This window comes from Armatimonas rosea (assembly GCF_014202505.1).
GTDB lineage: Bacteria > Armatimonadota > Armatimonadia > Armatimonadales > Armatimonadaceae > Armatimonas > Armatimonas rosea.
The window spans coordinates 245,123-267,132 of record NZ_JACHGW010000004.1 but is presented as its reverse complement, the minus strand read 5'-3'; the positions used below and the strand labels follow the sequence as shown (position 1 = coordinate 267,132).

At 62.4% G+C, this 22,010-nt stretch carries 23 protein-coding genes; 10 read left to right on the top strand and 13 right to left on the bottom strand.

The window, feature by feature from the left end; genetic code table 11:
- The first annotated feature begins 15 nt into the window (after positions 1-15).
- The 5 genes from HNQ39_RS20700 to HNQ39_RS20680 all read left to right on the top strand — a co-directional run bounded on the left by HNQ39_RS20700 (position 16) and on the right by HNQ39_RS20680 (position 3,229).
- Positions 16-819 carry an ABC transporter ATP-binding protein gene (locus HNQ39_RS20700; RefSeq protein WP_184201268.1) on the top strand — a complete coding sequence of 268 codons (804 nt, stop codon included), beginning with the start codon at positions 16-18 and terminating at the stop codon, positions 817-819.
- On the top strand, positions 812-1,519 hold the full coding sequence (locus HNQ39_RS20695; protein WP_184201265.1) for an ABC transporter ATP-binding protein: 708 nt from the start codon (positions 812-814) through the stop codon (positions 1,517-1,519). Before HNQ39_RS20700 ends, HNQ39_RS20695 begins: the two co-directional genes overlap by 8 nt.
- Positions 1,516-1,923: a hypothetical protein gene (locus HNQ39_RS20690; protein ID WP_184201262.1), complete on the top strand. Its 408-nt coding sequence runs from the start codon at positions 1,516-1,518 to the stop codon at positions 1,921-1,923. The genes HNQ39_RS20695 and HNQ39_RS20690 overlap by 4 nt, the downstream gene beginning before the upstream one ends.
- Positions 1,924-2,100: 177 nt before the next feature.
- The gene (locus HNQ39_RS20685) at positions 2,101-2,985 is read left to right on the top strand and encodes a DUF1559 family PulG-like putative transporter (RefSeq protein WP_184201259.1); all 885 of its coding nucleotides are present in this window, start codon (positions 2,101-2,103) and stop codon (positions 2,983-2,985) included.
- A 40-nt stretch (positions 2,986-3,025) separates the two neighbouring features.
- A complete protein-coding gene (locus HNQ39_RS20680; RefSeq protein ID WP_184201256.1) occupies positions 3,026-3,229 on the top strand; it encodes a hypothetical protein in 204 nt (67 codons plus the stop codon).
- A 65-nt stretch (positions 3,230-3,294) separates the two neighbouring features.
- On the opposite strand, the gene HNQ39_RS20675 is transcribed toward HNQ39_RS20680, so the two are convergent.
- Positions 3,295-5,874, bottom strand: coding sequence for an adenylate/guanylate cyclase domain-containing protein (locus tag HNQ39_RS20675; protein WP_184201252.1), 2,580 nt, complete (start codon positions 5,872-5,874; stop codon positions 3,295-3,297).
- A gap of 34 nt (positions 5,875-5,908) precedes the next feature.
- On the bottom strand, positions 5,909-6,760 hold the full coding sequence (locus HNQ39_RS20670) for a PEP-CTERM sorting domain-containing protein (protein WP_184201249.1): 852 nt from the start codon (positions 6,758-6,760) through the stop codon (positions 5,909-5,911).
- Between the two features lie 138 nt (positions 6,761-6,898).
- Here HNQ39_RS20670 and HNQ39_RS20665 point away from each other — a divergent pair, with 138 nt between their 5' ends.
- The gene (locus HNQ39_RS20665; protein WP_184201246.1) at positions 6,899-7,486 is read left to right on the top strand and encodes a hypothetical protein; all 588 of its coding nucleotides are present in this window, start codon (positions 6,899-6,901) and stop codon (positions 7,484-7,486) included.
- On the opposite strand, the gene HNQ39_RS20660 is transcribed toward HNQ39_RS20665, so the two are convergent.
- From HNQ39_RS20660 to HNQ39_RS20645, 4 genes are all read right to left on the bottom strand, one after another.
- The gene (locus HNQ39_RS20660; protein ID WP_184201243.1) at positions 7,464-8,861 is read right to left on the bottom strand and encodes a hypothetical protein; all 1,398 of its coding nucleotides are present in this window, start codon (positions 8,859-8,861) and stop codon (positions 7,464-7,466) included. The genes HNQ39_RS20665 and HNQ39_RS20660 overlap by 23 nt on opposite strands.
- Positions 8,862-8,950: 89 nt before the next feature.
- The gene (folE2, locus tag HNQ39_RS20655; protein ID WP_184201239.1) at positions 8,951-9,949 is read right to left on the bottom strand and encodes a GTP cyclohydrolase FolE2; all 999 of its coding nucleotides are present in this window, start codon (positions 9,947-9,949) and stop codon (positions 8,951-8,953) included.
- A gap of 65 nt (positions 9,950-10,014) precedes the next feature.
- Positions 10,015-10,851, bottom strand: coding sequence for a 6-carboxytetrahydropterin synthase (locus HNQ39_RS30665; RefSeq protein ID WP_184201237.1), 837 nt, complete (start codon positions 10,849-10,851; stop codon positions 10,015-10,017).
- A gap of 38 nt (positions 10,852-10,889) precedes the next feature.
- On the bottom strand, positions 10,890-11,687 hold the full coding sequence (locus tag HNQ39_RS20645; RefSeq protein ID WP_184201234.1) for a sugar phosphate isomerase/epimerase family protein: 798 nt from the start codon (positions 11,685-11,687) through the stop codon (positions 10,890-10,892).
- Positions 11,688-11,714: 27 nt separating this feature from the next.
- Here HNQ39_RS20645 and HNQ39_RS20640 point away from each other — a divergent pair, with 27 nt between their 5' ends.
- Genes HNQ39_RS20640 through HNQ39_RS20630 form a run of 3 tightly spaced genes read left to right on the top strand, consistent with a single transcriptional unit; the run spans position 11,715 to position 13,871 of the window.
- Positions 11,715-12,590 carry a hypothetical protein gene (locus HNQ39_RS20640; protein ID WP_184201231.1) on the top strand — a complete coding sequence of 292 codons (876 nt, stop codon included), beginning with the start codon at positions 11,715-11,717 and terminating at the stop codon, positions 12,588-12,590.
- Positions 12,487-13,128, top strand: a complete 642-nt coding sequence (locus HNQ39_RS20635; protein ID WP_343075981.1) for an RNA polymerase sigma factor — start codon at positions 12,487-12,489, stop codon at positions 13,126-13,128. Before HNQ39_RS20640 ends, HNQ39_RS20635 begins: the two co-directional genes overlap by 104 nt.
- Positions 13,125-13,871 (top strand): DsbA family protein, encoded by a 747-nt coding sequence (locus HNQ39_RS20630; protein WP_184201225.1) that lies wholly within the window; start codon positions 13,125-13,127, stop codon positions 13,869-13,871. Before HNQ39_RS20635 ends, HNQ39_RS20630 begins: the two co-directional genes overlap by 4 nt.
- On the opposite strand, the gene HNQ39_RS20625 is transcribed toward HNQ39_RS20630, so the two are convergent.
- The 6 genes from HNQ39_RS20625 to HNQ39_RS20600 are packed head-to-tail and all read right to left on the bottom strand — an operon-like array spanning position 13,854 to position 19,688.
- Positions 13,854-14,975, bottom strand: a complete 1,122-nt coding sequence (locus tag HNQ39_RS20625) for a vWA domain-containing protein (RefSeq protein ID WP_184201222.1) — start codon at positions 14,973-14,975, stop codon at positions 13,854-13,856. The two genes, HNQ39_RS20630 and HNQ39_RS20625, sit on opposite strands and share 18 nt — an antisense overlap.
- 5 nt (positions 14,976-14,980) lie before the next feature.
- Positions 14,981-15,994, bottom strand: a complete 1,014-nt coding sequence (locus HNQ39_RS20620) for an ATP-binding protein (RefSeq protein ID WP_184201219.1) — start codon at positions 15,992-15,994, stop codon at positions 14,981-14,983.
- Positions 15,991-17,193, bottom strand: coding sequence for a hypothetical protein (locus tag HNQ39_RS20615; protein ID WP_184201216.1), 1,203 nt, complete (start codon positions 17,191-17,193; stop codon positions 15,991-15,993). Before HNQ39_RS20615 ends, HNQ39_RS20620 begins: the two co-directional genes overlap by 4 nt.
- Positions 17,190-18,068 carry a hypothetical protein gene (locus tag HNQ39_RS20610; RefSeq protein ID WP_184201213.1) on the bottom strand — a complete coding sequence of 293 codons (879 nt, stop codon included), beginning with the start codon at positions 18,066-18,068 and terminating at the stop codon, positions 17,190-17,192. Before HNQ39_RS20610 ends, HNQ39_RS20615 begins: the two co-directional genes overlap by 4 nt.
- Positions 18,065-19,225 (bottom strand): hypothetical protein, encoded by a 1,161-nt coding sequence (locus HNQ39_RS20605; RefSeq protein ID WP_184201210.1) that lies wholly within the window; start codon positions 19,223-19,225, stop codon positions 18,065-18,067. Before HNQ39_RS20605 ends, HNQ39_RS20610 begins: the two co-directional genes overlap by 4 nt.
- Entirely contained in the window at positions 19,212-19,688 is a 477-nt protein-coding gene (locus HNQ39_RS20600; RefSeq protein WP_184201207.1) for a hypothetical protein, read from the bottom strand. Before HNQ39_RS20600 ends, HNQ39_RS20605 begins: the two co-directional genes overlap by 14 nt.
- Before the next feature lie 57 nt (positions 19,689-19,745).
- Here HNQ39_RS20600 and HNQ39_RS20595 point away from each other — a divergent pair, with 57 nt between their 5' ends.
- On the top strand, positions 19,746-20,504 hold the full coding sequence (locus tag HNQ39_RS20595; RefSeq protein ID WP_184201204.1) for a phytanoyl-CoA dioxygenase family protein: 759 nt from the start codon (positions 19,746-19,748) through the stop codon (positions 20,502-20,504).
- Here HNQ39_RS20595 and HNQ39_RS20590 read toward each other — a convergent pair.
- Entirely contained in the window at positions 20,488-21,999 is a 1,512-nt protein-coding gene (locus tag HNQ39_RS20590; protein WP_184201201.1) for a tetratricopeptide repeat protein, read from the bottom strand. The genes HNQ39_RS20595 and HNQ39_RS20590 overlap by 17 nt on opposite strands.
- Between the last annotated feature and the right edge of the window lie 11 nt (positions 22,000-22,010).

The window sequence follows — 22,010 nt, the reverse complement described above, 5'->3', positions numbered from 1 at the left end:
ATACTCTTGCCTCGTATGCCGCTTCTGGAATGCAAAAATGTTATCAAGCGCTTCGGGGGACTGACCGCGGTCAACGGGGTCAACCTGACGATCGAGCAGGGAGCCCTTGCCGGGCTGATCGGCCCCAATGGCGCAGGGAAGACCACGGTCTTTAACCTCCTCACCGGGGTCTACGCCCCAACCGAGGGCGATATTCTCTTTGAGGGGGCCTCGATTGCGGGCAAGAAACCCCATGAGATCGCCCAGCGCGGGGTCTGCCGGACCTTTCAGAATATCCGACTATTTAGCGAGCTCTCGGTTCTGGACAATGTCCGCACCGCCGCCGCTGTCCGGGAGAAGATCGGCCTCGCCGCAACTGTGTTCCGCACACCTGGCTTTGAGAAAGTCGAGAAGAGCGCTACCGCCGATGCGGGACACCTGCTGGAGCTGCTCGGGCTCTACAACTTTAAGGACGAGCAGGCCAAGAATCTCCCCTACGGTGCCCAGCGCCGCCTCGAGATCGCGCGGGCGCTGGCAACCAAGCCCCGTCTGTTGCTTCTCGACGAGCCCGCGGCGGGCATGAACCCACAAGAGTCCGACGATCTCATGCACTTGATCCGGCGGCTCCGTGATGAGTTCTCAGTGACGATCCTGCTGATCGAGCACGACATGAATGTGGTGATGGGAGTCTGTGAGAACATCACGGTGCTGGTCTATGGGCAACCAATCGCCCATGGGACGCCCGAGGAGATCCAGAGCAATCCGAAGGTCATTCAGGCCTACCTCGGCGATGAAGACGGCGATGGGCTCGGGGATGTGGGGGGCAAGGCCGATGCTTAAGCTTGAGAACCTGGATGTCTTCTATGGCGCGATCCATGCCCTGCGCGGCGTGAGTGTCACGGTGGATGAGGGCGAGATTGTCACCCTGATCGGGGCCAACGGAGCGGGAAAGAGCACGCTCCTGCGCAGTGCCTCGGGGATGGTGCGCCCCAAGACCGGCTCGGTCACCTTTCTGGGGGAGAACATCACCCGGACGCCAATCGCCTCCATCGTCTCGCGTGGCCTCGTACACTGCCCGGAGGGGCGGCGGATCTTTGCCAACATGACGGTGAAAGAGAACCTGGAGCTGGGGGCCTACCTGCGCAAAGACAAGGCTGGGATCGCCTCGGACTACGAGTACGCGCTCAACCTCTTCCCCCGCCTGCGTGAGCGCCTCACCCAGAGTGCGGGGACACTCTCCGGCGGCGAGCAGCAGATGCTGGCGATTGGCCGTGCGCTGATGAGCAAGCCCAAGCTCCTCATGATGGACGAGCCGTCGCTGGGGCTTGCCCCAGTGATTGTCCAGGATATCTTCCGCATCATCACCACCATCAACCAGGAGCAAAAAGTCGCCGTTCTTCTCGTCGAGCAGAACGCAAACAAGGCGCTTGCGGTCGCACACCGGGGCTACGTCCTTGAGACCGGGCGCATCACGCTCCAGGGACCTGCGGCCGAGCTGCGGACCAACCCTGAGGTCAAGAAGGCCTATCTCGGGGAATGAGGCTCGATCACGAGACCGTGGGGCTCTACGCCGAGACTCTGGTGCGCCAGGCCGCGGCAAGCAATCTCCTTCTGGACTACTCTCAGGCATCCCTCGGGACGCTGGACGGCCTGCTGGCCGGCTCCGACGAGCACTACGCGCTGCTCCCAGACGCCCAGCGGGAGCTGGTTATCTTCTACGCCGGGTGCTATGTCGGTGAGGTGATCGTGCGAACCTTGGACGGGCTCTGGCAGTTCGCCCCCGCGTGGCACGAGTCTACCGTGGTGGTTCCAAGAGCAAGTGGCGGTGTCGAAGTTCGTCCCTTTGAGAAGCTGAGCCGACGCTTGGCGGAGGGAGAGTCCAGCAACCGGTTGACGGAGTATCTGCAAGGAATCCTGGAACTTCTGCAGGAGTTGCCCGTCTAACCGTAATTGAGTAGGCTACCGAATTATTTGACAGAAACCAGAATTTATGGCACTATACAGGCTGGTACTGTCCTGAATCATTTGGAAAGTTCTATTTAGCTACCTGAGTGGCACAGAGGTGACAGGTGGCTTGGTAATCTCTTAGATTGACTGAAAAATCGAAAGGTATCGGAAGTTATGTCTCAAAAACGTACACGGGGAGCATTCACACTCATCGAGCTCCTTGTTGTGATCGCGATTATCGCTATCCTCGCTGCTATCCTCTTCCCTGTTTTTGCACAGGCTCGTGAGAAGGCCCGCGCGACAGCTTGTTTGTCCAACATGAAGCAGATTGGTCTTGGCATGATGATGTATGCCCAGGACTACGATGAAACCTACCCGCTGCACTTCACCAACCAGAGCCCCCGCCCGGTCAACCCCATCAATGCTGCTGCTGCTGCACCCCGTATGATGTGGACCGTCGCCATCTATCCTTATCTTAAGAACTGGGGCATCTACAGCTGCCCGTCGGACAAGCCGCAGTCCACCGACGCCTTCACGGCTTGCTACCTGGTTAGCTACGGCTACAACTACGGCTACCTCAGCACCCTGAACCCCTCCGGCGACCCGGGTAACGCCGCGCTGCAGTACTTCAGTGGCGTCTCCGTCGCTTCGATCGGCCGCCCCGCGGACATCGTCGCCGTCACCGACTCCGGTGCACGCGATGCCTTCGGTGCCGCTACCGTCCTGGGTGGTACCGTCAACCCGCCCGATGCCTATCCTTCCCAGAAGTACTTCTACGGTCCTTCCGGTGTAGGCTGGGGAATCGGCTGTGTCAGCTACTACTCCACCGCGGGTGGTGCTGTCAACGGCAAGTGGGGCAATACTGATGGCTTCGCGTTCCGTCACAACGAGGGTGGTAACGTGACCTTCGCCGATGGCCATGCTAAGTTCCAGAAGGTGGGCTACATGGCCTCCGGTACCAACAACGTCAACCTGGCGCTGAACTGTACCGCAACCCGCGTGACCGACTACTCGAAGTACCTGTGGGATCCCCGCTTCGAGTCTGGTCCTCAGCAGTAATCGTCCTCAGAAAGGAAGTCCCGGGGGCCTGGCCCCCGGGATGAGCTCAATCAATATGATCAAGCGAATCTCCCTTTTCCTTCTTGCCCTCACGGTGGCGGCACCTCTCCTGGTGCTCGCAGGCTGTGGCGAGAAGCAGTCCAAGGAGGAGTCGGAGGCGGCCAAGAACGCTGCCAATGTCTCCACCCAGGTAAAGCCCCCGGCCGGCACCGCGCCGAAGGGGATGCAGCCCCCGCCTCCGTAGGTTTTAACCGAGAACGGATATCGAGAGCCACAGAGCAATTGCTCTGTGGCTCTTCGTCGTTTCTGTCATTTCTCCGGGACTCGCATTCGGTAGATCGGCACGGGCTCGGCCACGCCCTTGACTGTCACGGACTCGCCCAGCTCGCCGGCGATACTGCCAGGGGGGAGGGCACGGTAGACCGCCTCACTGAGGATGATCTCTCCGCCCGCAGCAAGGGTCTGGAGACGTGCGGCCACCACGACGGTGTGACCCAGGGCGGTGTAGTTGATCTGGCGCGTAGGGTGGCCCACCATTCCCACAACGGCCTCGCCGTAGTGTAGGCCCATTCCCACCGCAAGTGCGTCTCCTCCCTCCGCTTTCATGGTCTGAGCGAGTGCCTGGACCTCTCGTGCCATGTCTTGGGCCGCCTCGACGGCGCGCAGCACGTCAATCGACTGGGTCACCTCCTCCACGAGAAACAGAGCCATGAGGCCATCTCCTGTGTACTTATCCAGGATGCCCTCGTGGAAATTGAGCACATCGGTCATGATCGCCAGGTAGCGGTTCATCGTCGTCACCACCTCTTCCGGCGTTCGCTTCTCCGCAAAGCCAGAGAAGCCGCGCACATCCACAAACAGCACGACAATCCGGCGGCGCGTTCCACCCAGCCCCAGCTTGCCCTCCGGGTCTTTGAGGATCTCGTCGATTGCTTGCGGTGCGACAAAGCGCCCAAGAAGCTCCCGGTTGCGCGTGCGCTCGTCGCGCTCCATCGCAAACGTAAACTGCGTGACCGTCACAAAGGAGAGAATCCCGCCAAGGATGGGCAGCACGGGATTAACCCGTTGGGGAGTAAACGCGGTGAAGACGACTCCCACCCCGATCACTAAAAGAAGCGGAAGAGCGATCTTCCAGAGTGACTCCAGGGGCGCACGCCCGACACAGAGCTGCCCCACGAGCGCGGCTACCACAAGGGTAAGGAGGACGGTCGAGAGCGGGGGAGAGTCTGTAAAGTGCGTTTTCTGTAACAATGTCGCGGTTGCTTGAGCATGCACCTCCATCTCGTTACGAAGCCCGAGCGGGGTGGCGCGGAGCCGCGGTGAGAGCGGCTCGATAAAGACATACTTGTCGGTGAAGAACTCCTTCGCTGGCTTCCACGTACGGCTCACCGGGTCGTAGAGGCTCTGCTCCTGGAGAATCTGTGAGGCCGCGATGGGGAGGCGGACTTGCGGCAGCTCGTGGCGGTAGTCGATCAGCACTTGCTCGCCTTGGGGCATGCTGGAGCGTTCCCCTTGCGCCAGTGCGAGGGCAAGGGGGGGAGGCGACTGCTTGAGATTGAGGGCGGGGATATCCGGTGAGCCGCTGATGTCCAGGCGGTGCGACGCAACTTTGTAGGCACTCTGGAAGAGGGCCGCACGGGGTGAGCTCTCTGTCTTGGCATCGTTGTCTAGGCTTGAGAGAGGAAGCAGATAGACGCACCCTGCGGCCTTGATCGCCTTTGCGAGCTCGGGGTAGTCGCTACTCTCACGGGGGCGGCCGGGCTCCGCGCGTGGGAGAGCAGACTTTATCAGTGTCCCCAGCGGGGCATCGGGATCATCGTGGCTAAAGGGAAGCGTGATCGCCCTAGGGTGGCCGACGGCGATATGCTTCAATAGCTGCGCTTGGACATGGGCCTCCGATGTCTTGAGGGCCATGTGCCGTGCGCTATCGTCGTAGGAGATCAGCACCATCTTCTGCAGTGCCTGGAGCCGCTCGGGGTTCTTTGGGAGTACGGCTGCCAGAGCAGGGATCGAGAGGCGCTCGTTTGTCTCTAGAGCACCGCTCAGGATGCTGGACTGGTTACCAAGCTGGGTGGCAGCGGAGTAGGCAATCCCTTCGTAGGGGGCAATAAAGGCGTAGAGAAGCGGCGACGATAGAAGAGTGAGGGTGAGGACTCCCGTGATACCGCCTAGGACGAGACCACGAAAGTCTCGGGGGCCCCAGCCCCGCTGTCGGGTACACCGACGCTGGAGAAACACGCGGAGGCGCTGGGTTACGTGCGAGAAGTCCTTCCCATGCCCTTGTAGCTCAAGGGTGAGAAAGAGTGCTGTCAAGGGAGAGAAGACACTCGCACCCATCGTTGGCCAGAGGTGCTCCGCGCGGTTGACGCCTCCTGGGCCACTCGTCTTACCCGCAGCAAGAATCAGGATGTCCAAGATGACAGAGACAAACAGAACCGGCCAAAAGAGAGGGAGGATCGAGCGCTCTGCAGCGGGGGCACTCTTGCTGGCCATTCCTGCGAGCGCAACGAGGGTCAGGTTGAACCAGAGCAACACGGGAAATAGCAATATGCTGAGAACCCCAGAGGCTAGGAGCGGGAAGTAAGGGCCCATCGCGGGGATGTCGGTGGAGAGGCGGTCGTTGTTGACGGAGGCGATGGCAAGGATCCCGCGGGTGAGGAAAAAGACAACGACCGAGGCGAGCAGGGCATCTCGGACGGCGACACTGCCATGGGGAAAGATTCGCTTGGGGTGGAAGATGCCCCAGGTAGCGGCCATGACGAAGACGACACTAAGGCACGCTAGCTCGATCAAAACAGCGGGGGTCGCTCCCGAGCCACGGCAGACCACCAGGAGACCGAGAAAGAACAGCAGGCCCCAGACCCAGGGCCGACGCCAGAGTGATCGCATGCTACCAGTGTACCTAACCCTGGCAGCTCCGTCGTTACCGCTGTCGGCGCAGGGTGAGCAGGCCGAGTGCACCTAGCCCAAGGAGAGCGATTGTTGTGGGCTCAGGGACACTCGTGGGGGCAGTCTGGCTTCGCACAACGAGCCCAAAGACCCCGGCAACCGGCAACAGGGGAACCCCAGACCGGGTGATCATGCTAGACGAGCGCGGAGATGTCGGGTTGCCGGGTGTCGGGGTCGGTGTAAACGGGGGCGGTGGAAGGAGAGGGTCGCCTGGCTTCTCCAGCGCAAGCGTGATCCCCATAGGAGCCCCGAGCTCCGTGGGAGGCAGGAGGGTCGCCTCGGGCGGAGCGATTCCCTTTTCCTTCCAGAGACCAACCGGGGTGGGTTTCGGAACGCGCCGCTTGACCGGTAGCTCAAGGAGCAAGGGATTGGAGCAGTCCCACTTGAGGATCGGAGTGCCATCGCGCAGGCCCCAGACACGAGTTCCCTTCTTGAGTGTCGTGTTCTTGTGGTAGATTAGCCCACTCTTGGTCACGCCGTAGTTTTGAACCCGGGAGTCGGCGGAGAGGACCTGAGGGACGAGCGCATCGGCCACAAAACCCAGGAGGCGGTCCTCGGGAATGGCGAAGTGCTTGGAGAGGTTCTTGCGAAAGGTCGCGTTGGTCTTGAGTGTCTCCACGAGGCCATCGAGGGTGAGGGCAGGAGAGTTGCTAAAGCGGTCGCGACCCGGGCGAACACTCTGGGGGGTAAAGACCGGAAGTACAGGTGCAGGCGCAACCAGTGTCGGTGTCCCTTCTTGCCCCTCTTGGGCATAGACTCCCGACAACAAGCCAAAGCCACTCACCACAACGAATGTAAACTTCTTCACACTGTCTCCCTTAATCATCGGCCTTATTATACAATGTCAGACACGAATTGCGAGGAGCTTTGTTCGCTTTGGGCGAAAACCTAGTAATTCTGCGGATGATAAACTGAATGAAATACCTATATAGATTATCTAAAAGAGGGAATGGGAGAGTACGATATGAAACCTACGCACCGGAAGCGATTTGAGGTTCTTGGGGCTGTCTGTGGGCTCGTGTTGGTGGCGGGGTGCCGGGGAGGGCGGGGGCCAAGCCGACCAGAGCTCGACTCCATGATCCCCCTGGTCACGGCGCAGATCGGGGAGACACTCCTGGGACCGATGACCCGATCCCTCTCGGCCACGCCCGATCCGCCGTTGCTGGGCGGGCCACGAACCCGTGTTGTCTTGGCCGCCGACGAAGCGGCGTTCGTTCAGGTGATTGGGCAGGGCATCCGTCCGCAAGATGTCCGCTCCGTCGTGGACAGGATTGGGCGCGAGCTCAACAATGAGCTGCGACGCAGGCGGCTCTCCTGTACCGTGAGTGGCTTTCCCGCTACCTGCGACGAGTCCGAGAGAGCGCGGACCGTGCTGGCAACTCTCACGCCGACAACACTGGAGACGGGCGGGCCACAGGAGCGGGCCGAGGGGAAGAACCAGACGCTGCTGATGGCACGCCTTGTCCTAACCGCCGCCAGTGATGGCCACGAGCTGGCGCGGCGCGAGTTCTTCTCCGGCTACACGCTCCCTAAGCCGCGCGCTGGGCGATAAGCTGCTCGAGTACAGCGGCTACCTGCTGGTGCCGAGACTCTTGCTTGTCGTAGGTCGCCTCCATGGCGGGGAGGTGCTCCTTGAGGAACTGATCGCACTGGGTGAGCTTCTGCTTGAACGACTCGTAGGCAAACCGGACGTCTTCTGCCTTCTGGTTGCGCCGTCGGAAGAAGGGGTTGTTGAAGGTATACGGGTGCAGCGAGAACCCCGACTCGCGGGCATGCTCCTCGATGTTTTTCAGGCTACCTTCGTAGTAGGTCTTCTCTGAGAGGGCTTGGTCGATCTGGATCTTCAGGCGCCGCGCATTGCCCTGCGCGACCTCCTTCTCTTTTTCAACCCGAGCAATCGCGGTGTCGAGAATCTGAGTCGCCTCGCGGTGGGCGCGGCGTGCGAGGCTGTGTGCCTGAAAGATGCCGCTCTGGGCGAAGTTCTCAGGGACAACCAGGGGAGTGGGGAGCTCTAGGGTGATCCCAAGCTGCTGCTCTAGGTACGCATTGAGTTTCCTGGCCTCCTGAAGGCGCTCCAGCTCCTGGTGGGCGGTCTCACGGGCCGACGCGGCAAAAGAATCGAGGATCGTGCTACAGGTTCCGTAGAGCGGGGCGAGGTCGGGCTCCGAGTAGAGGGCAAAGGCACTGGTGGGATCGTGGTCGAGCGCACGCTTCAAGAGGGTCGTGGCCTCGTCGGGGTGGCCGGCCAGAAGCGCGTAGCGTGCCTGCTCAATCCAGAAGTGGGGATCGCTCACGGTAGATAGCTCGGTCGCGGTTTGACCCACGGTCCATGCCTCGTCCCACTTACCCTGCTCGCCGAGCAAGAAGGCTTGGTGGCGGAGCGCACGGAGTCGGTAGCCAGGATTGGTGTTGTTCGAGAGGCGAGCTGTGTGGTAGAAGCTGTCCGTGGCCTCTGTCAGGGGAAGACCCAGAGACCACTGCAGCCAGGCAACCTCAAACCAGACCGCGTAGTTACGGCTCCCGATAGGATTGGCCAGAACCCCTTGCAAGAGCTTGAGGGCATCGCGGAGCTCCTCAACCTGCTCTCGCCCCGTGAGGCAGATCCCATTCTTCAGCGCCTGCCGCCCTTGAATCGCCATCTCACGGAGCATCGGATCGTAGTTGACCGTCAGGGCCTCAAAGGTCGCCTGCTGCTCTTGGGCATCGGCAAAGAGGCTCTCCCCGGCGACGGGATCCGGCGCGGGGGGATGCTCGGTCTGCAGAGTTGAGAGCTGCGTGGCCGCCTGCGCTGCCTGTCGCTGTGCAAGCTGTGCGAGTGCGGTGCTCGCCTCGGACGCACTTCCACAACGTAGCTCAAGGGCATGCTGGTGCTCCAGAAAACGAAACGAGTACTGGGTATGGGACGGGTCCGCTGGGGACACGGGCATGCTGAGGGGATCCTTTCGATGTGCGCTAGGGCGCAATGCTATCCCATCTTACCCCGAAATTGAGCCAAATTCTCACCTTCCCCGCGAGGCTAGCAGATCAGTGTTTCAAAATCCACAAAGTCCGCCTGGTACCCGCCCTCGATTCCCTTGCAGATCACACTGACCGCATCGTGGCTATGAAGGCTCTCCAGGTGCGCACAGGCGATCTCAAAGTCCTTCACCCGTGGGTCGCTATCGAAGCGCTCAAAGAGTAGCCGTGCCGCATCTTCCACAAACTTGATGTAGGTGCCGTTGAGCTCCGCAAAGGCCTGCTCGTCCTCTCGCTTGACCATGACCTGGGTCTCGGTCTGGAGGGCGGCGAGGCAGTGACGCTGGATCTCCTCCACCGTCAGCGTCGCCCCCTCGGTGAGCTCAAGCTGGATGCGGGCCTTGGAGCGCTGGCTGTGCGGGATGGCGTAGACATTGCGGGTCAGGCGGGCGTGCTCGGCCAGCTCGGCGGAGCAGGGGCACGCCGACGAGTACACAAAATCAAAGTTAATGAAGCGGCGCAGGGTGCCACGGGCATCGAGGCTGGCTTGGTAGCTGACCGTGTAGTACTGGTAGCCGGCGAGCCCACTGCGAAGGCTCTGCTGGAGCATGGGGTAGGAGAAGCCGACCTTCAGCCGCGCATGGAGCCCACCGACCTGCGCCTGGTAGTCGCGCAAGATCGCCGTGAGCGTGTCCGGCGTAAAGGCAGCGTCTTTGTGCTCGTAGAAGGTGCGCATGATGCGGCTCATGTTGATGCCCTTGAGGTTGGCCTCTAGGGAGACGGAGCCGGTGACGCGTGCCTCGAGCGTGGTGTGCTCGCCGCTCTCGGTGACAAAGCGCAGGGGCAGGCGGAAGCCCGAGATGCCGACCTGCTGGATAGGGACATTGGCGCCTTGGATCGCATTGCGGGTCAGGGTCATGTCCGGGAGCGAGGCGCGGTACTCTTCGGACGGGACAAAATCGCTATCATAACGCCGCTCCACGAGGGGCTGCGCGGGGGAGTCGGTGTCGTGAAAGAACATACGGGGCGACGGCGTCAAGGAAGGGGTCGGTTTTGACATGGTAGTGGTTCCTCTCTGGAGCCTGCCGGTTGTTGCCGACGAACCGTGCGGGCTCTCCAAAAAATTTAGTTTCCGGTGTACTCGAAGTAGTTACGGTCGGTCTCGCGCACGACCACTTTATGGAGCCGCGCGGGAGCCGGGATCTTGTTCTCTAGGTGACGCCAGATGGCGAGGGTCAGGTTCTCACTGGTTGGGTTAGACTCCCGAAAATCGTCGGTGTCGTCGTTGAGGTGCTTGTGGTCGTAGCGTGCCATGATCTCGGTCTCAAGAACTCTGTCTAGGGCGATCAGATCGACAATCATCCCGGTCTTTGGGTCGGGCTCCCCGATCACCGTCACCTCGACACCGTAGTTGTGCCCATGCCCATGGGGGTTGTTGCACTTTCCAAAGACCGCAAGATTCTCGCTGTCGCTCAAGCCTGGCGCATGGAGCCGATGGGCGGCGGCAAAGTCGAGGGTGCGGGTCAAGGCGATCATCGTGTCACTCTCCTGAAAGTCCATAAAAGCGGAAAGGGTGGGGGTCTCCCAGACCAAAAGTTTTGTCAGAGTCGCCGCGGGGTCGGTGAACTCGGTGCGAAAGGCCGTGGCGATATACCGGACAATATTCTCTGTGGTGGGGGGATTCTGCGCGAAGTAGGGCACCTCGTAGGTCAGGTGCTTATCCCGCAGGGGCCGGAGGGCTCGCTTGAGCGCCTTATCGACATCTGTGATATTGACCACCATCCCCGAGCGCTCGTCGAGCGTCCCCGCTACCGTCAGCTCCACCTCATAGTTGTGGCCGTGCCCCCACTTCGATGCCCACTTCCCAAAGAGTGCCCGGTTTTCCTCGTCGGAGAGCGCCGGGAGCCAGTAGGCATGTGCAGCGGAGAACATCGCCTTTCGGCGTAGAGCAAGTTGGGCCACGCTTATTAAGAACGCAGGAAGGAGGGGCTGGTTCCCACTTAGCTTGATCCAAAGAGTTTTTTCGCGTAGGCAATATCGTCCTTCAGGTACTTCTCGACGCCGCCCGCCTCGCTGTACTCCGCAGTCAGGCACACCGTCCCCATAAAGCCCCGCTTCTTGAGATCCCCCGCAACGGCCTTCCAGTCCGCCAAGCCCTCGTCGCCCTTGCACCAAACCGTCCGCCACTTGCCATCGTCGCCGCGCTTCTTGTACCCGTTCTTTAGGTTGAGCATCTTAAAGTAGGGCCCGTAGATCAGCTCCAGCGCAAACCCGGTCCCCTCGCCCTCGAGCGTGTTGTGCGCCGCGTCCCAGACCGCCCCGATAGACTTGGCGGGCAGGGGAGCCAGCAGCGAGCGCAGACCAAAGGCGTGGACAGGAACATTGCGCCCGGAGTGGTTCTGGATGCCGATGGCGACATTGTTGCTCTCCAGCGCGGGGACCATTCCGGCAAAGAGCTTCTGCCAGCGCCTCTCGGCATCGGGGTAGCTCTCACCGGCACGCGGCATTGGGCAGACACGGATGATGGGCACTCCTGCCTTGCCACAGGCCTCAAAGAGCCGCGGTGTCAGCTCGGCACCATCGCTGGTAAAGCTGGGCGCGATACTCTCAATCGTGATCCCCGCCTCGTCTTTTAGGAGCTTGGCCGCCTTGGGAAGCTCGGTCGCCGCGTTGTCCATCGTCACCGGGTAGCCCGGGCGCACGGGTAGCTCGACGCCATCGACACCCAGCGCGGCGACGCGCTTACCGAGGGCAGGGATCTCGTCTTTGTAGGGTTTGGTGAAGACAATAAATTTCATGTCTGTATTATCCGTATAATGCCAGAAATGCGCCAGCACCAACGGATTGCCCAAGAACCACGCACCGTCAGCTCCCAGGATCGAGAGCAGGCCCAAGCGGCGTACCACCGCGCGGCTGCTAAAGTTGCCTTTCCTATCTTGCTGATCCTAGGGAGCATCACGGCCTATCGTCTCGCCCATCATCTCCCTCCCTATGAGAAATTCTTCTTACTCGATGACTACTTTAAGGTGATCTACCCGATTCCGGTTGCGCTCCTGGCGGGGCACTACTACGGGCGCTGGGCCTGTCGGAGGCAAGGGATCTCGCTGGAGCGGCAGGAGCACACGGTCTGGCGGCGGAAACCGCAGGCGTCGACGGAGGCGATCCGCCCGTTTGGGATTGGGGAGACATTCCCTATCACGCGGGTTGCGGGTGCACTGGGGACACTGCTCTTTGTGGGGCTTCTCGTAGGGCTGGTCTGGACAAGTCTCCGTTTTGGAGTCCTCCCCCAGCCTGACCAACCTCTCGGACGACAGCTGCTCTCGGTGCTGGTTACCCTCGTGATCCTGGCGGGGGTGGCGGGTATGGGACTGGCTGGCCTCTTGATGTCCCTTGCCGCGCTACGCTCGGGTGGTGCGCTTGTTCGTGTGGATGCACGGGGCATTGTCTGGTTTCGAGGCGGGGTGCGGCACGAGGTCCCCTGGACGAAGCTCGCTCGCGCTGAGGTGACACGCGGCTTCGATGTCAAAGGCGAGCTCGTCAAGCTGGAGATTCGCCTCTACGACAACGAGGACGAGTCTCAGGGAGCACTGAGTTTTGGTGCGGAGCGACCCGCGTCTCTGCCGCGAACCTTTGTCTCGTGGTCGAGCGAGCTTGCTGACTTCGCCACGGAGCTCGAACAGGTCTTTGACACGCCGCGTTGAAAAATTTGCTCCGGGCACCCAACAAACGGGTGGGAAAACGGAACTAACAGGCGTGGATAAGAACTGGGAGCACTGGCTTGACAATCACGGGGACCGGGTTTTTCGGTTGAGCTTGCGACTTTGTGCGGGCTGCTACGCCGATGCGGAGGACCTGGCGCAAGAGGCGCTGATCGCGGCGTTTCAGAGCCGGCCACGGTTTGCAGGACGGGCGAAGGTGTCGACATTTCTCCATGCGGTGACGGTCAACTGCTGGCGCAAGCGGCTCCGTGCTGCCCCACCGCAGGCACTCCCGCTTCTTGAGACCGACTCTGCTCCCGGCAATGCGATCGCGGCGCACCTCACGCGTCTCAGCCTGGACGCCGCAGTCGCGCAGCTTACCGAGCTACAGCGGGCGGCGTTTGTGCTGGTAAAGGCCGAGGGGCTCACCCATAAAGAGGCCGCCGCGCTCTTGGGCGTGCCGCAAGGAACCGTCCAGAGCCGCGTCCACGATGCCACCCTGCGCCTGCGCGAGCTTCTGTCTGAGGAGGACTTCCGATGAACCTTGATGAGAAAACCCAAGCCTGGCACGCCGATGCCCGGCTCAGCCCTGCCGTGCGCACTCGCCTGAGCCAGCGTCCCCCAGAGGCACCCCGACGTCCGGTTCCCTTGGTGGTGCGCTACAGCCTCGCCGCCGTCGTTGGCATTGGGCTGGGCGTGGGCTTTGTCAACAGACATCGCCTTGGCACTACCACCACGAGCCGCATCACGGAGCAACAGAGCGCGGACTTGCCGCGTGACTTCAAGGCGATCCAAGCGCTCCTGACGCCCGTCACTGCCCCAAAGGACGCCCGCTACGACGTGATTCTGTTCACCGATTTTGAGTGTCCGTCGTGCAAGGTGGCCCATTCCCAGGTGCGTAAGCTCCCGCAGATTCGGCTGAGCATTTGCCCTTTTCCCCTCGTGACTATACACCCTGATGCGTTTCGGTTTGCTTGGATTATGGAGCTGGCGATCGCTCAAGGACGCTTTTCTTCGACTGCTGATGCCTTCGAGCGGGATTTCGACACACTCAAGACTCTCAGCGATGCGGATATCTGCAAGCGCCTCAAGCTCAACATGACGAACTACAACGAGGAGCACATGGCTGCCTTTCGACGTGTTCAGACCCAGTGGGATGGCGCAAAAGCCCATGGCATCAAGCAGACCCCGACCTTCTGGGTGCGCGATCTCCAGACCGGCGACGTGCGCGAGGCCACGGGCATTAAAAACTTCCAAGCGCTCGTCTCAGGTGTCCAGAAGTAGGCGCGCGACCTCACCAAAGGGAAATTCCTCCGCTCCCAGACCGCCTGCATTGACCACCCAGAGAGTCGGGCCCTCCGACGGGCGTTCGGGGAACGCGCCGAAGCCATCGGTGAGGTAGACACAGACGGCGGCGCTGTCCCCGTTCTGTTCTGCCTCGGCGACTGCGGCGAAGAAGGGGCGAAAGTCCGTGCCGCCGCCGCCTTTGGGGGCGGGAAGCTCAGAGATGGGAGTGTCGCCGGTGAGTGGGTAGGGGCCGTAGAGAGCCGCATCGGCGTAGGAGAGATTGCAGACGAGGTGGGGGTAGGAGCGCAGGATGCCCACGACCTCCCCGAGAAACTGTGAGAGCTGCTTGGGGCCGATGGAGCCCGACGTGTCGATGCAGACACAGACCCGCACGGACTCGCCCTCTAGCGTTTCGAGATACAGTCCCTGGTGGATCAGGCGTCGGTCGAAGCCAGAGAAGTCGGTGGGGGTGCGCACGAGATGCCGCCAGAGGTAGCTGCGCCAGTCCAGCTGCGCGGGCTCCAGTGCGCCCAGCTCCCGGTCCCAGCCGGCGGGCATGGTCCCCTGTCCGGTCGACATCATCAGGGCTCGTGCTTGTGCGTTTGCCGCGCGCCAGTGCGCCGCGAGCGCTTCCGCCTCCCCCACACCGGGCGGGAGAAGATCGCGCCACCCCTCCCCGAGCAGGAGTGTCGTTGCACTCTTTTCAAGGAGCTCGTAGACCTCCTCCACCGCGAGCTTCTCCCACTTCTTCTCCCGAACCGCACCCGCCGGGAGCTTGAGCTTGGCCGCCTCTACCATGCCATTGACCACGATATCGGCGGCGATATTCCAGAGGAGCGGGTCGCGCGTGCCACGACGTGTGACATGCAGGAGCGCGGCGTGGAGTACCTCGTGCAACAAGACACCATCGACCTCATCGCTCTTCAGTCCCGCCAGAAACTCCCGGTTCCAGAAGATCCGCCGCCCATCGGTGGCCGCCGTGGGAACCGCATCGGAGAGGGCGGAGCCGGCAAAGAGCGCCAGCGCCGCAAAGAACGGCTGCCGAGCACGCAGGCGCAAGAGCGCCCCCGAGAGCCGGTCCTGTAGCGCTTTATCGTCCATGGCCCCTATTTCCCCATGAGCTGCAGGTACTCTGCGGCGAGGTTCTTGAGACGAGGCTCGGTGGCGAAGAGCTCGGCGAGCTCGCCCATGCGGCCTTGGGCACGCCAGAGCCGTAGTAGGTCGCTGATAAAGAGCTGGACCCACTCGGCGGGCGCGCGCTCCACGAGCCAGAGAAAGCCGTGGAGGGCCTGCTCCGGAGTCTTTGCCCGCGCCGTGAGGCCAATGGCGACCGCATAGCGCACACTGGGCTCGTCGGGGTAGGGCAGCTTGCTCCCCTTGCCACTCAGGATTGCCTCCAGACTCGGGAGTTCCTGGTAGACCTTCTTGTAGGCATCGAGCTCCGCCGCCGCGCCCTCGCCCACTGCGGGTGCGATATCGAGCCGCGCCGCAAGCAGCTTTCCCGCCAGCTCCCAGGAGCGCGGCGATGGCCACGCGGGCTGCTGGGGATCGGGCTTGTGGAGCAGGCTGGGGCGAAAGGCGAGAAAGGCGATCACCTCCTCGGTCAGGCCGCGCTCGAGTGCCCATGCCTTAAAGCTGTCCATGTCCGGCCCGACCGAGAGGTGCAGAAAGCGGTTGGCGAGCGGCGCGGGCATCTCAAAGACCGCCGCACGGTCTTCCTTGCGGTTGCCCGCCGCCCAGATAAACCAGCCGTCGGGGACCGTGTAGCTACCCACCTTGCGGTCCAGAATCAGCTGCTGCGCGATCCCCTGCATGGTCGGGGGAGACATGTTGAGCTCGTCCAAAAAGAGAATCCCGCCCCGCCCGGTGGTCTGGGGCAGAAACTCGGGCGCAAACCACCGCGAGACGCGGCTCTCGTGGTCAGGGACGGGCAAGCCGCGCAGGTCCGTCGGCGCGAGCTGGGAGAGGCGAACATCCACAAAGTCCAGCCCGTGGCTCGCGGCCACCTGGGCCACGATCGACGATTTCCCGACTCCGGGCGGCCCCCAGAGCATCACGGAGAGAAAGAGCCGCTCGGCAACTAAGCGGTCCAGATAGGTACGAAGCTCGCGTGGTGTCATGGATTCCTACTCTCCAAAATCGCGGCAAAACGGAAGCGCCAATCCGGATCCTGCAACCGGTTTTTTGCTGCCGCCTGCACCAAGCGATTGGCATCGCCAGCGAGCCGCTCCAGTGTCTTTTCGGGAAGTGAATCGAGGCACGCGCTGGCGAACCGTACCTGCCAGGTCACGGAGCTCGCCTCTCGCTGCCGCGAAGCACCGCCGAAGAAGCGTGAGAGAAACACGGGGGCGGAGTCAATATTGAAGCGCACGCTGAGCAAGACGGAGTAGAGAGGGTGGTCATCTCGGGGGAGAGGTGGCAGCTCCAGCTTTCGCACGACCGCATAGCCATGGCTTGTCGGCTCGGCGAGGGCGGTGCGAATGGAGTCTGGTGTGGCAGGGTTCTTGAGCACTTTTTTCCGTACCTCCTCGTTGTCGCCGGCCAGAATCGCCAGGAGCTCTGGTGAGGCGGCGGGGTGACGAGCCGCGAGCTGGCGTGCCCAAACGCCACCACGCGCGAGCCGGATCAGCTCGGCTTCGGTGAGATCGTGTGCAAACTTGGGCTGGATGCGTTCGAGCGTTGGGCTACCGGTGGCGCGTTGCAGGAGCTCGTAAAACGAGGTAAGTCGCCCCCTAGTCTCGTTGCCGAAGATGCTCTCGCGCAGAGGGCGCAGGTGCGACGAGGCAAGGCGCTCCCCGACACTCTGGGGAGCATAACCCTCGCTCCAAGCCGTGCACACGTGCGGCCAGTCGCCTCCTGGGTACCCACTTAGGTCAGCTAGTGGCAGGGTCCCGATCAGGCGCGCTGCCTCGACCTCCCAGCCCATTTTCACCTCGGGTCGAACCACACGGTGTAGGCGTGCCGCCAGCGCGACCGTCGCATCGTTATGGCCCGCCAAGTGCTCGACTAGCCAGCGGGGCAGGTCGGGGAGGTTCAGCGTCCGCCGCAGAACGGGAGAAGGCACTTTCTCAAAGAACAAGGGATCGTCGAGTAGAAAGAGCGCAGTGGCGGGGTTCTGTGCCAGTCCGTGGCTCCCACTCGGGCGGTCGGTGAGCAGGGCAATCAGGGTCTCGGGGTGGGTGTTCGGGTTGGCTGCGATTGCCAGGGCGAGCGCGGTTCCGTCCTTCAAGCCAGGACGCAACACCTGCGCCACCCGCTCCAAGGTCGCCGCATCCGTCGAGGAGTCCTGCGCCAACGAGAGCGCTTGGTCAACTGTCATCGTGTAAATCTCCAGCTTGCATCGTCTAGTCGATTTTGGGCTACCACTCGGACATAGCGATTGGCATCGTTTGTCAGAAGGGTTAGTGTTGTCATATCCGTATGAACATTTAAGGCGATGGCTAACCGCAGGTACCAGGTTGGGTAGCGTGCGATTGTCGTGAGCTTCTCCAGCGAATCTAGGTGGAGGGCGCAGACGAACCAGACAAGCACGCCGCTGTTTTGCAGGCACGTTTGGATGGTCTCCTCAAGCCAAGTTTGAAGGGGAGTCTCCATGCTCAGGAGCTGCGGCGTGTCGTAGACTCCCCGATGCTTGATAGGGATGGCACTGAGGAGCTGCGCGTTCGTGAGGCTCTCTCCCGGTTTCGGGACGGTGAGGGGCTGTTTCGAGGGGGGAAGGGCGCTCTCAAGCCAGGAAGGAAGGAGCCGACGTGCGACAAGGAGCTGGCGCTCGGCGTGGTCTAGTTTTAGTCGTGAGAGCCGCCGCACGAGATCGTCCTCCCAGCCGGGTTGAGCCGCTCCCAGCCGGATATGGAGCTCCGCAGTCTCCGCAACCTTGGGATCGCGGTGGACGGTGAGCGCTCGCAGAAAAAACTCAGGGACGTCCAGGCGCTGAAGCAGCTGCACCAGCTCTTTACGGTCCACCGCCTCTAAGAACGATGCTCCGGTGAGCACGATCAAGGGCAGGGCGGGATTGGCGAAAACCCGCTCCGGGTAGCGTGCCAGTAGCTTGGCGAGTGTCTCGGGGGGCGTGTTGGGATTGGTGGCCAGAGCCTGTGCAATCGCGGGACGGCTGAGGAATACTTGTGTCGCCACCAGCTGCTCCAGGGTCGAGTGCGGGTCCTCGGCGAGCTGAAGGGCAAGAGCGGGAGTCATGGCGCAAATCTCCAGCTGGGGTCGGCGAGCCGGCTTTGGGCTGCGGCACGGACGTAGCGGTTCCCATCGTTGGCAAGGCGCTCCAGAGATTTTTGCTTGGTCAGCGGGTGGATCGCGGCGGCAAAGCGGGTAAACCAAGCCTCGGAGCGGGCGGCATCGGTGAGGCGCTTGGGAGTCTCTGTGGCAAGGAGGCCACAAAACCAGACCAGGTAGGCACCGCGGTTGGTTGCGCTCGCCATCATCGCCTCCCCCCGAAGCCAGAGCGGGGTATCGTCGCGGCCCAGAGCCACCGTCTTGGGGAGCTTGCCCGCCTCTATTTGCTCGAGGAGGATCGGCACCGGAAGGAGCCGGGGCACCGCGACTTGGTAGTTTTCCCAGAGCCGATGCGCCAGTGCCGCATCGACCTGGGGATGCCACGCGAGGCAAGAAAGCCGGCCTGAGACGTGGGTGGTGAGGTTGAGTGCGACGACTGCCTCCAGCGCCTTGGTGAGCACCTCGACCGTCGCGCTAGGATTCCGCAGGACCGTCATGCATGTCTCGGGAAGCTCCGCGAGCCGCGCTAAGGTTTCGATAGGCGTGTTGGGGTTGTCCGCGACGGCTTGCAGGACAGCACGGTCTGGCTCAGTCCCGAGAAGGGCCAGGACCTCCGGGCGACGAGCACGACGGGCGAGGTTTTCTTTCTCCGTACTGGAAAGACCCGTGAGCTGTTCTTGTTCGGCACGAGGGAGAGCCCGGGATGTCGCCCGAGGAGCCTTTTTTAGAGGCAAGACGCGCAGGTGAGGCGTGAGCCAGGCAGGAATCAGACCATTCGCTGCGAGGCACCGCTGGTCATCGACGGTGCAACTCAGCGAGGCAATTCGTTGGGCAATCTCACGCTCCCAACCGAGCTGCGCTGTCCCAATAGCGATGTGCATCTCTGCTGCTACCTGGAGATGAAGGGAAGGACTCCGCGTAAAACCCTCAACCACCGAGCGTGGGAGCTGCGGGAGATTGAGGACTTGCTGCTGATGGCGCTGAGGGAGCGTGGTCTCCAGCCACCCAGGATTCTCAAGGAACAGGAGGGGAAAGACGGGATTTGCGAGCACCGGATCTGGGTGCGAGCGCAGGAGGTCTGCCAGTATCTCAGGTGGGGTGTTAGGGTCTTCAGCAGGATGCATCGGCGAGGAGTCTTTGTTGGGCAGAATACCGCACGTAGCGGTTGCCGTCACGCTTGAGCTGGTGGAGCTGCTGGCGAGTGGTGCTGGGGCTCTGGGCGGCGAGCAGCCGATCTTGCCAGCGGTTTGCACGCCAGGGCCTGCGGAGAGTCGACGCGCTCGCGCTGGCGCGGCACTTTCCTGTCCACGGCTCGGTGGCTTCTCCGGCAAGCGCGATATGGAGCTGGGCCGCTTCTCGGACGCAGGTCGCCCGGTGGAGCGCAAGGTGTGCAACCAGCCAGCCAGGCAGGCTCTCATTACGCAGGATTTGCAGGAGGCGAACCGGGTGAAAGTGGAAAAATAGAGGGTTTTCTAGCAGGAGCAGAGGCGCGGCAGGATTCTGACAGAAGGCAACGGGATCGCGACGGGCGAGGCGGCGGAGAGTTTCTGGTGAGGTGTTGGGATCGAATATTTCGGGCGGCTTCATACGCTAAGACTCCCGCAAGGAGCAGGAATGCGGAAGACTTTTCCAGAACTTCGGCTCATGAAATTGAACTCCAAGCAACTTCGGCAGATGCACGACGACGGCTATCTGGTGCTCAAGGGGATGGTTCCCCTGGTGATGGTGCACGCGGCGCGGCAGGCGATCAACCACCACCTGGGGGAGTACGGAATGCCCCCCGACGAGCTCAACTCCTACCGGGCCCAGACCTACTGCCGCAGTATCACGCGGGATGCCGCGCTCACTGATCTCTTCAACAAAACCCCGGTCTTTGCGGCCTGTGAGCAACTCGTGGGCGTGGGGAACCTGCTTGCGGCGACCAGCGCCCAGATCGCGCTGCGCTTCCCGCGTGCCGATACCGAGCCCCAGCCGCCGCACGGGCATATCGACGGTCAAGGGACGGGCACCAACGGCATTCCGCGTGGGGAGTTTGCGCGTAGCTTCACAATGCTTGCTGTGGTGCTCCTCTCCGACCTTCCGAAGCCGTACTCGGGGAACTTCACGGTCTGGCCGGGGACGCACCGGCAGTTTGAGACGATCTTCAAGGAGAAGGGGCCGGCCTATCTCGCCGATGGGATTGGGGCGGTGGAGCTGTGCTCCGAGCCGGTGCAGATCACGGGAGAGCCGGGCGATGTGGTCCTTACCCACCACCAGCTGGTGCACACGGCGGTCGCCAACTCCTGCCCGGACATTCGCTATGCCGCGATCTTCCGAGGGCGCCACAAAGACGCCGAACAAATCGGTGTTGCGGCGATGACCGATATCTGGCGCGAGTGGGAAGGGCTCAGGCAGGGTTCTTAAGGGCGGACTGCTCTAGCTCGGTCAGGCGCTTTTTCGCAAGGCCCGTCCAGAAGCTCTCGATCCCGGGCGCACTTGCTTCTTGCCAGGCGGCACGGGCCTCTGTCGGGTTTTCGAGTGCCGCCTCGGCGACTCCGATGCTGTACCAGACACGCCGCAGATCGAGCGGACAGGGCGTGAGGGCCAGGTAGCGCTCCCAGTGCTCCCGTGCTCTCCGAAACTCGCCCCGGGTCTGAGCTGCGACGGCACGCGCGCTGTGGCCCGATTTCTGGGTCGTGGTGTCGTCGGGTAGCGCCGCGAGGCGGGCTTCGAGCTCGGTGAGGGCCTCGTTATAGCCTTCACGGGCTCCCAGGAGCGCAAGCGCACACAGGCGCTCCGCCTGCGCCCATGCCTCCAGCTTCGCGTCGCCCGCAAAGGCCTCGGTGGTTTTCTCCAGCCACTCCAGCGCGGTTTTTCCATCGCCTTTTAAAACGAAGATCCGCGCCCGGCCCAGCGCCAGAGTCGCCTGCGTACGTGCCGCGAGCTGGGGAATCGCGAGCCCCGGCGCACGCCCCGCGCTCTCCAGTGCGGCCAAGGCATCGTCGTAGCGCCCCCACGCCTGGAGTACCTCGGCTTGGAGGAGACAGCTCGTACGACGCCCCGCAAGGCTGAGGGGGAGTGCCTCGCTCGCCAGAGCCATTGCCTCATTGAGCTCACCGAGCTGAAGCTTGACATTGCCGAGCCCCGAGAGAGCCTCCGCGACTCGATCCGGGTTGCCGTCCTCACGGGCTAGTGCGAGGGCGGCCTCTTTGTGGGGGAGTGCCTCCTCCCAGCGATTGAGGTTGGTGAGGGAAAGCCCCGCCATGTTGTGGGCGATACGGGCCATGGTGGAACTCAGCGCATTGCGCCCAAGCGCCGTCTCCGCAGCCTCCAGCGCGACCGGATAGCGCCCGGCATGCCACGCACTGAGGGCTAGCTTGACCTCAATCTCGGCGCGTACCGTGTCGGAGAAGTGCCCTGCTCTTGCTAGGACCTGCTGGTAGAGCTCTGTGGCTTGGGCATACTGGTGCTGTTTGGACAGGAGCGCGGCACGTTCCAGGACCAGGTCCGCGTTGCTCGCGCTCTGTGTGTCGGCCTCGACGGTCGCCCGCTCTTGTTGCGCTTCGGTGGTTCTGTCTTGGCCGTCAAGGCAGTCCGCGAGGCGCAGGCGTGCCTTGGTACGCAGGCTGGCTACATGGGGCCCCGAGACGAGTGCCCGGCACTGCGCCTCGGCGTCGGCGTAGCGTCGTGTCTCCATCAAGAGATAGGCGTAGTAAAAGCGCAGGTCGAAGCGGCCCCGCTCGCCCAAGGGCGTCCAGAGCTTTAGTCCCCGCTCCAAGAGGTGGATCGCGGCGGCGGTATTTCCCTTGGCAGAGAGCTGGCGGGCAGCGGCGGGAATCACGTACTGCACGCGAAGCGCCCGAAGCCCCAGCCACACTAGGGCGATTGCAACCACGATTAGCAACAGGAGCAGGAACATAGCTTTACCTC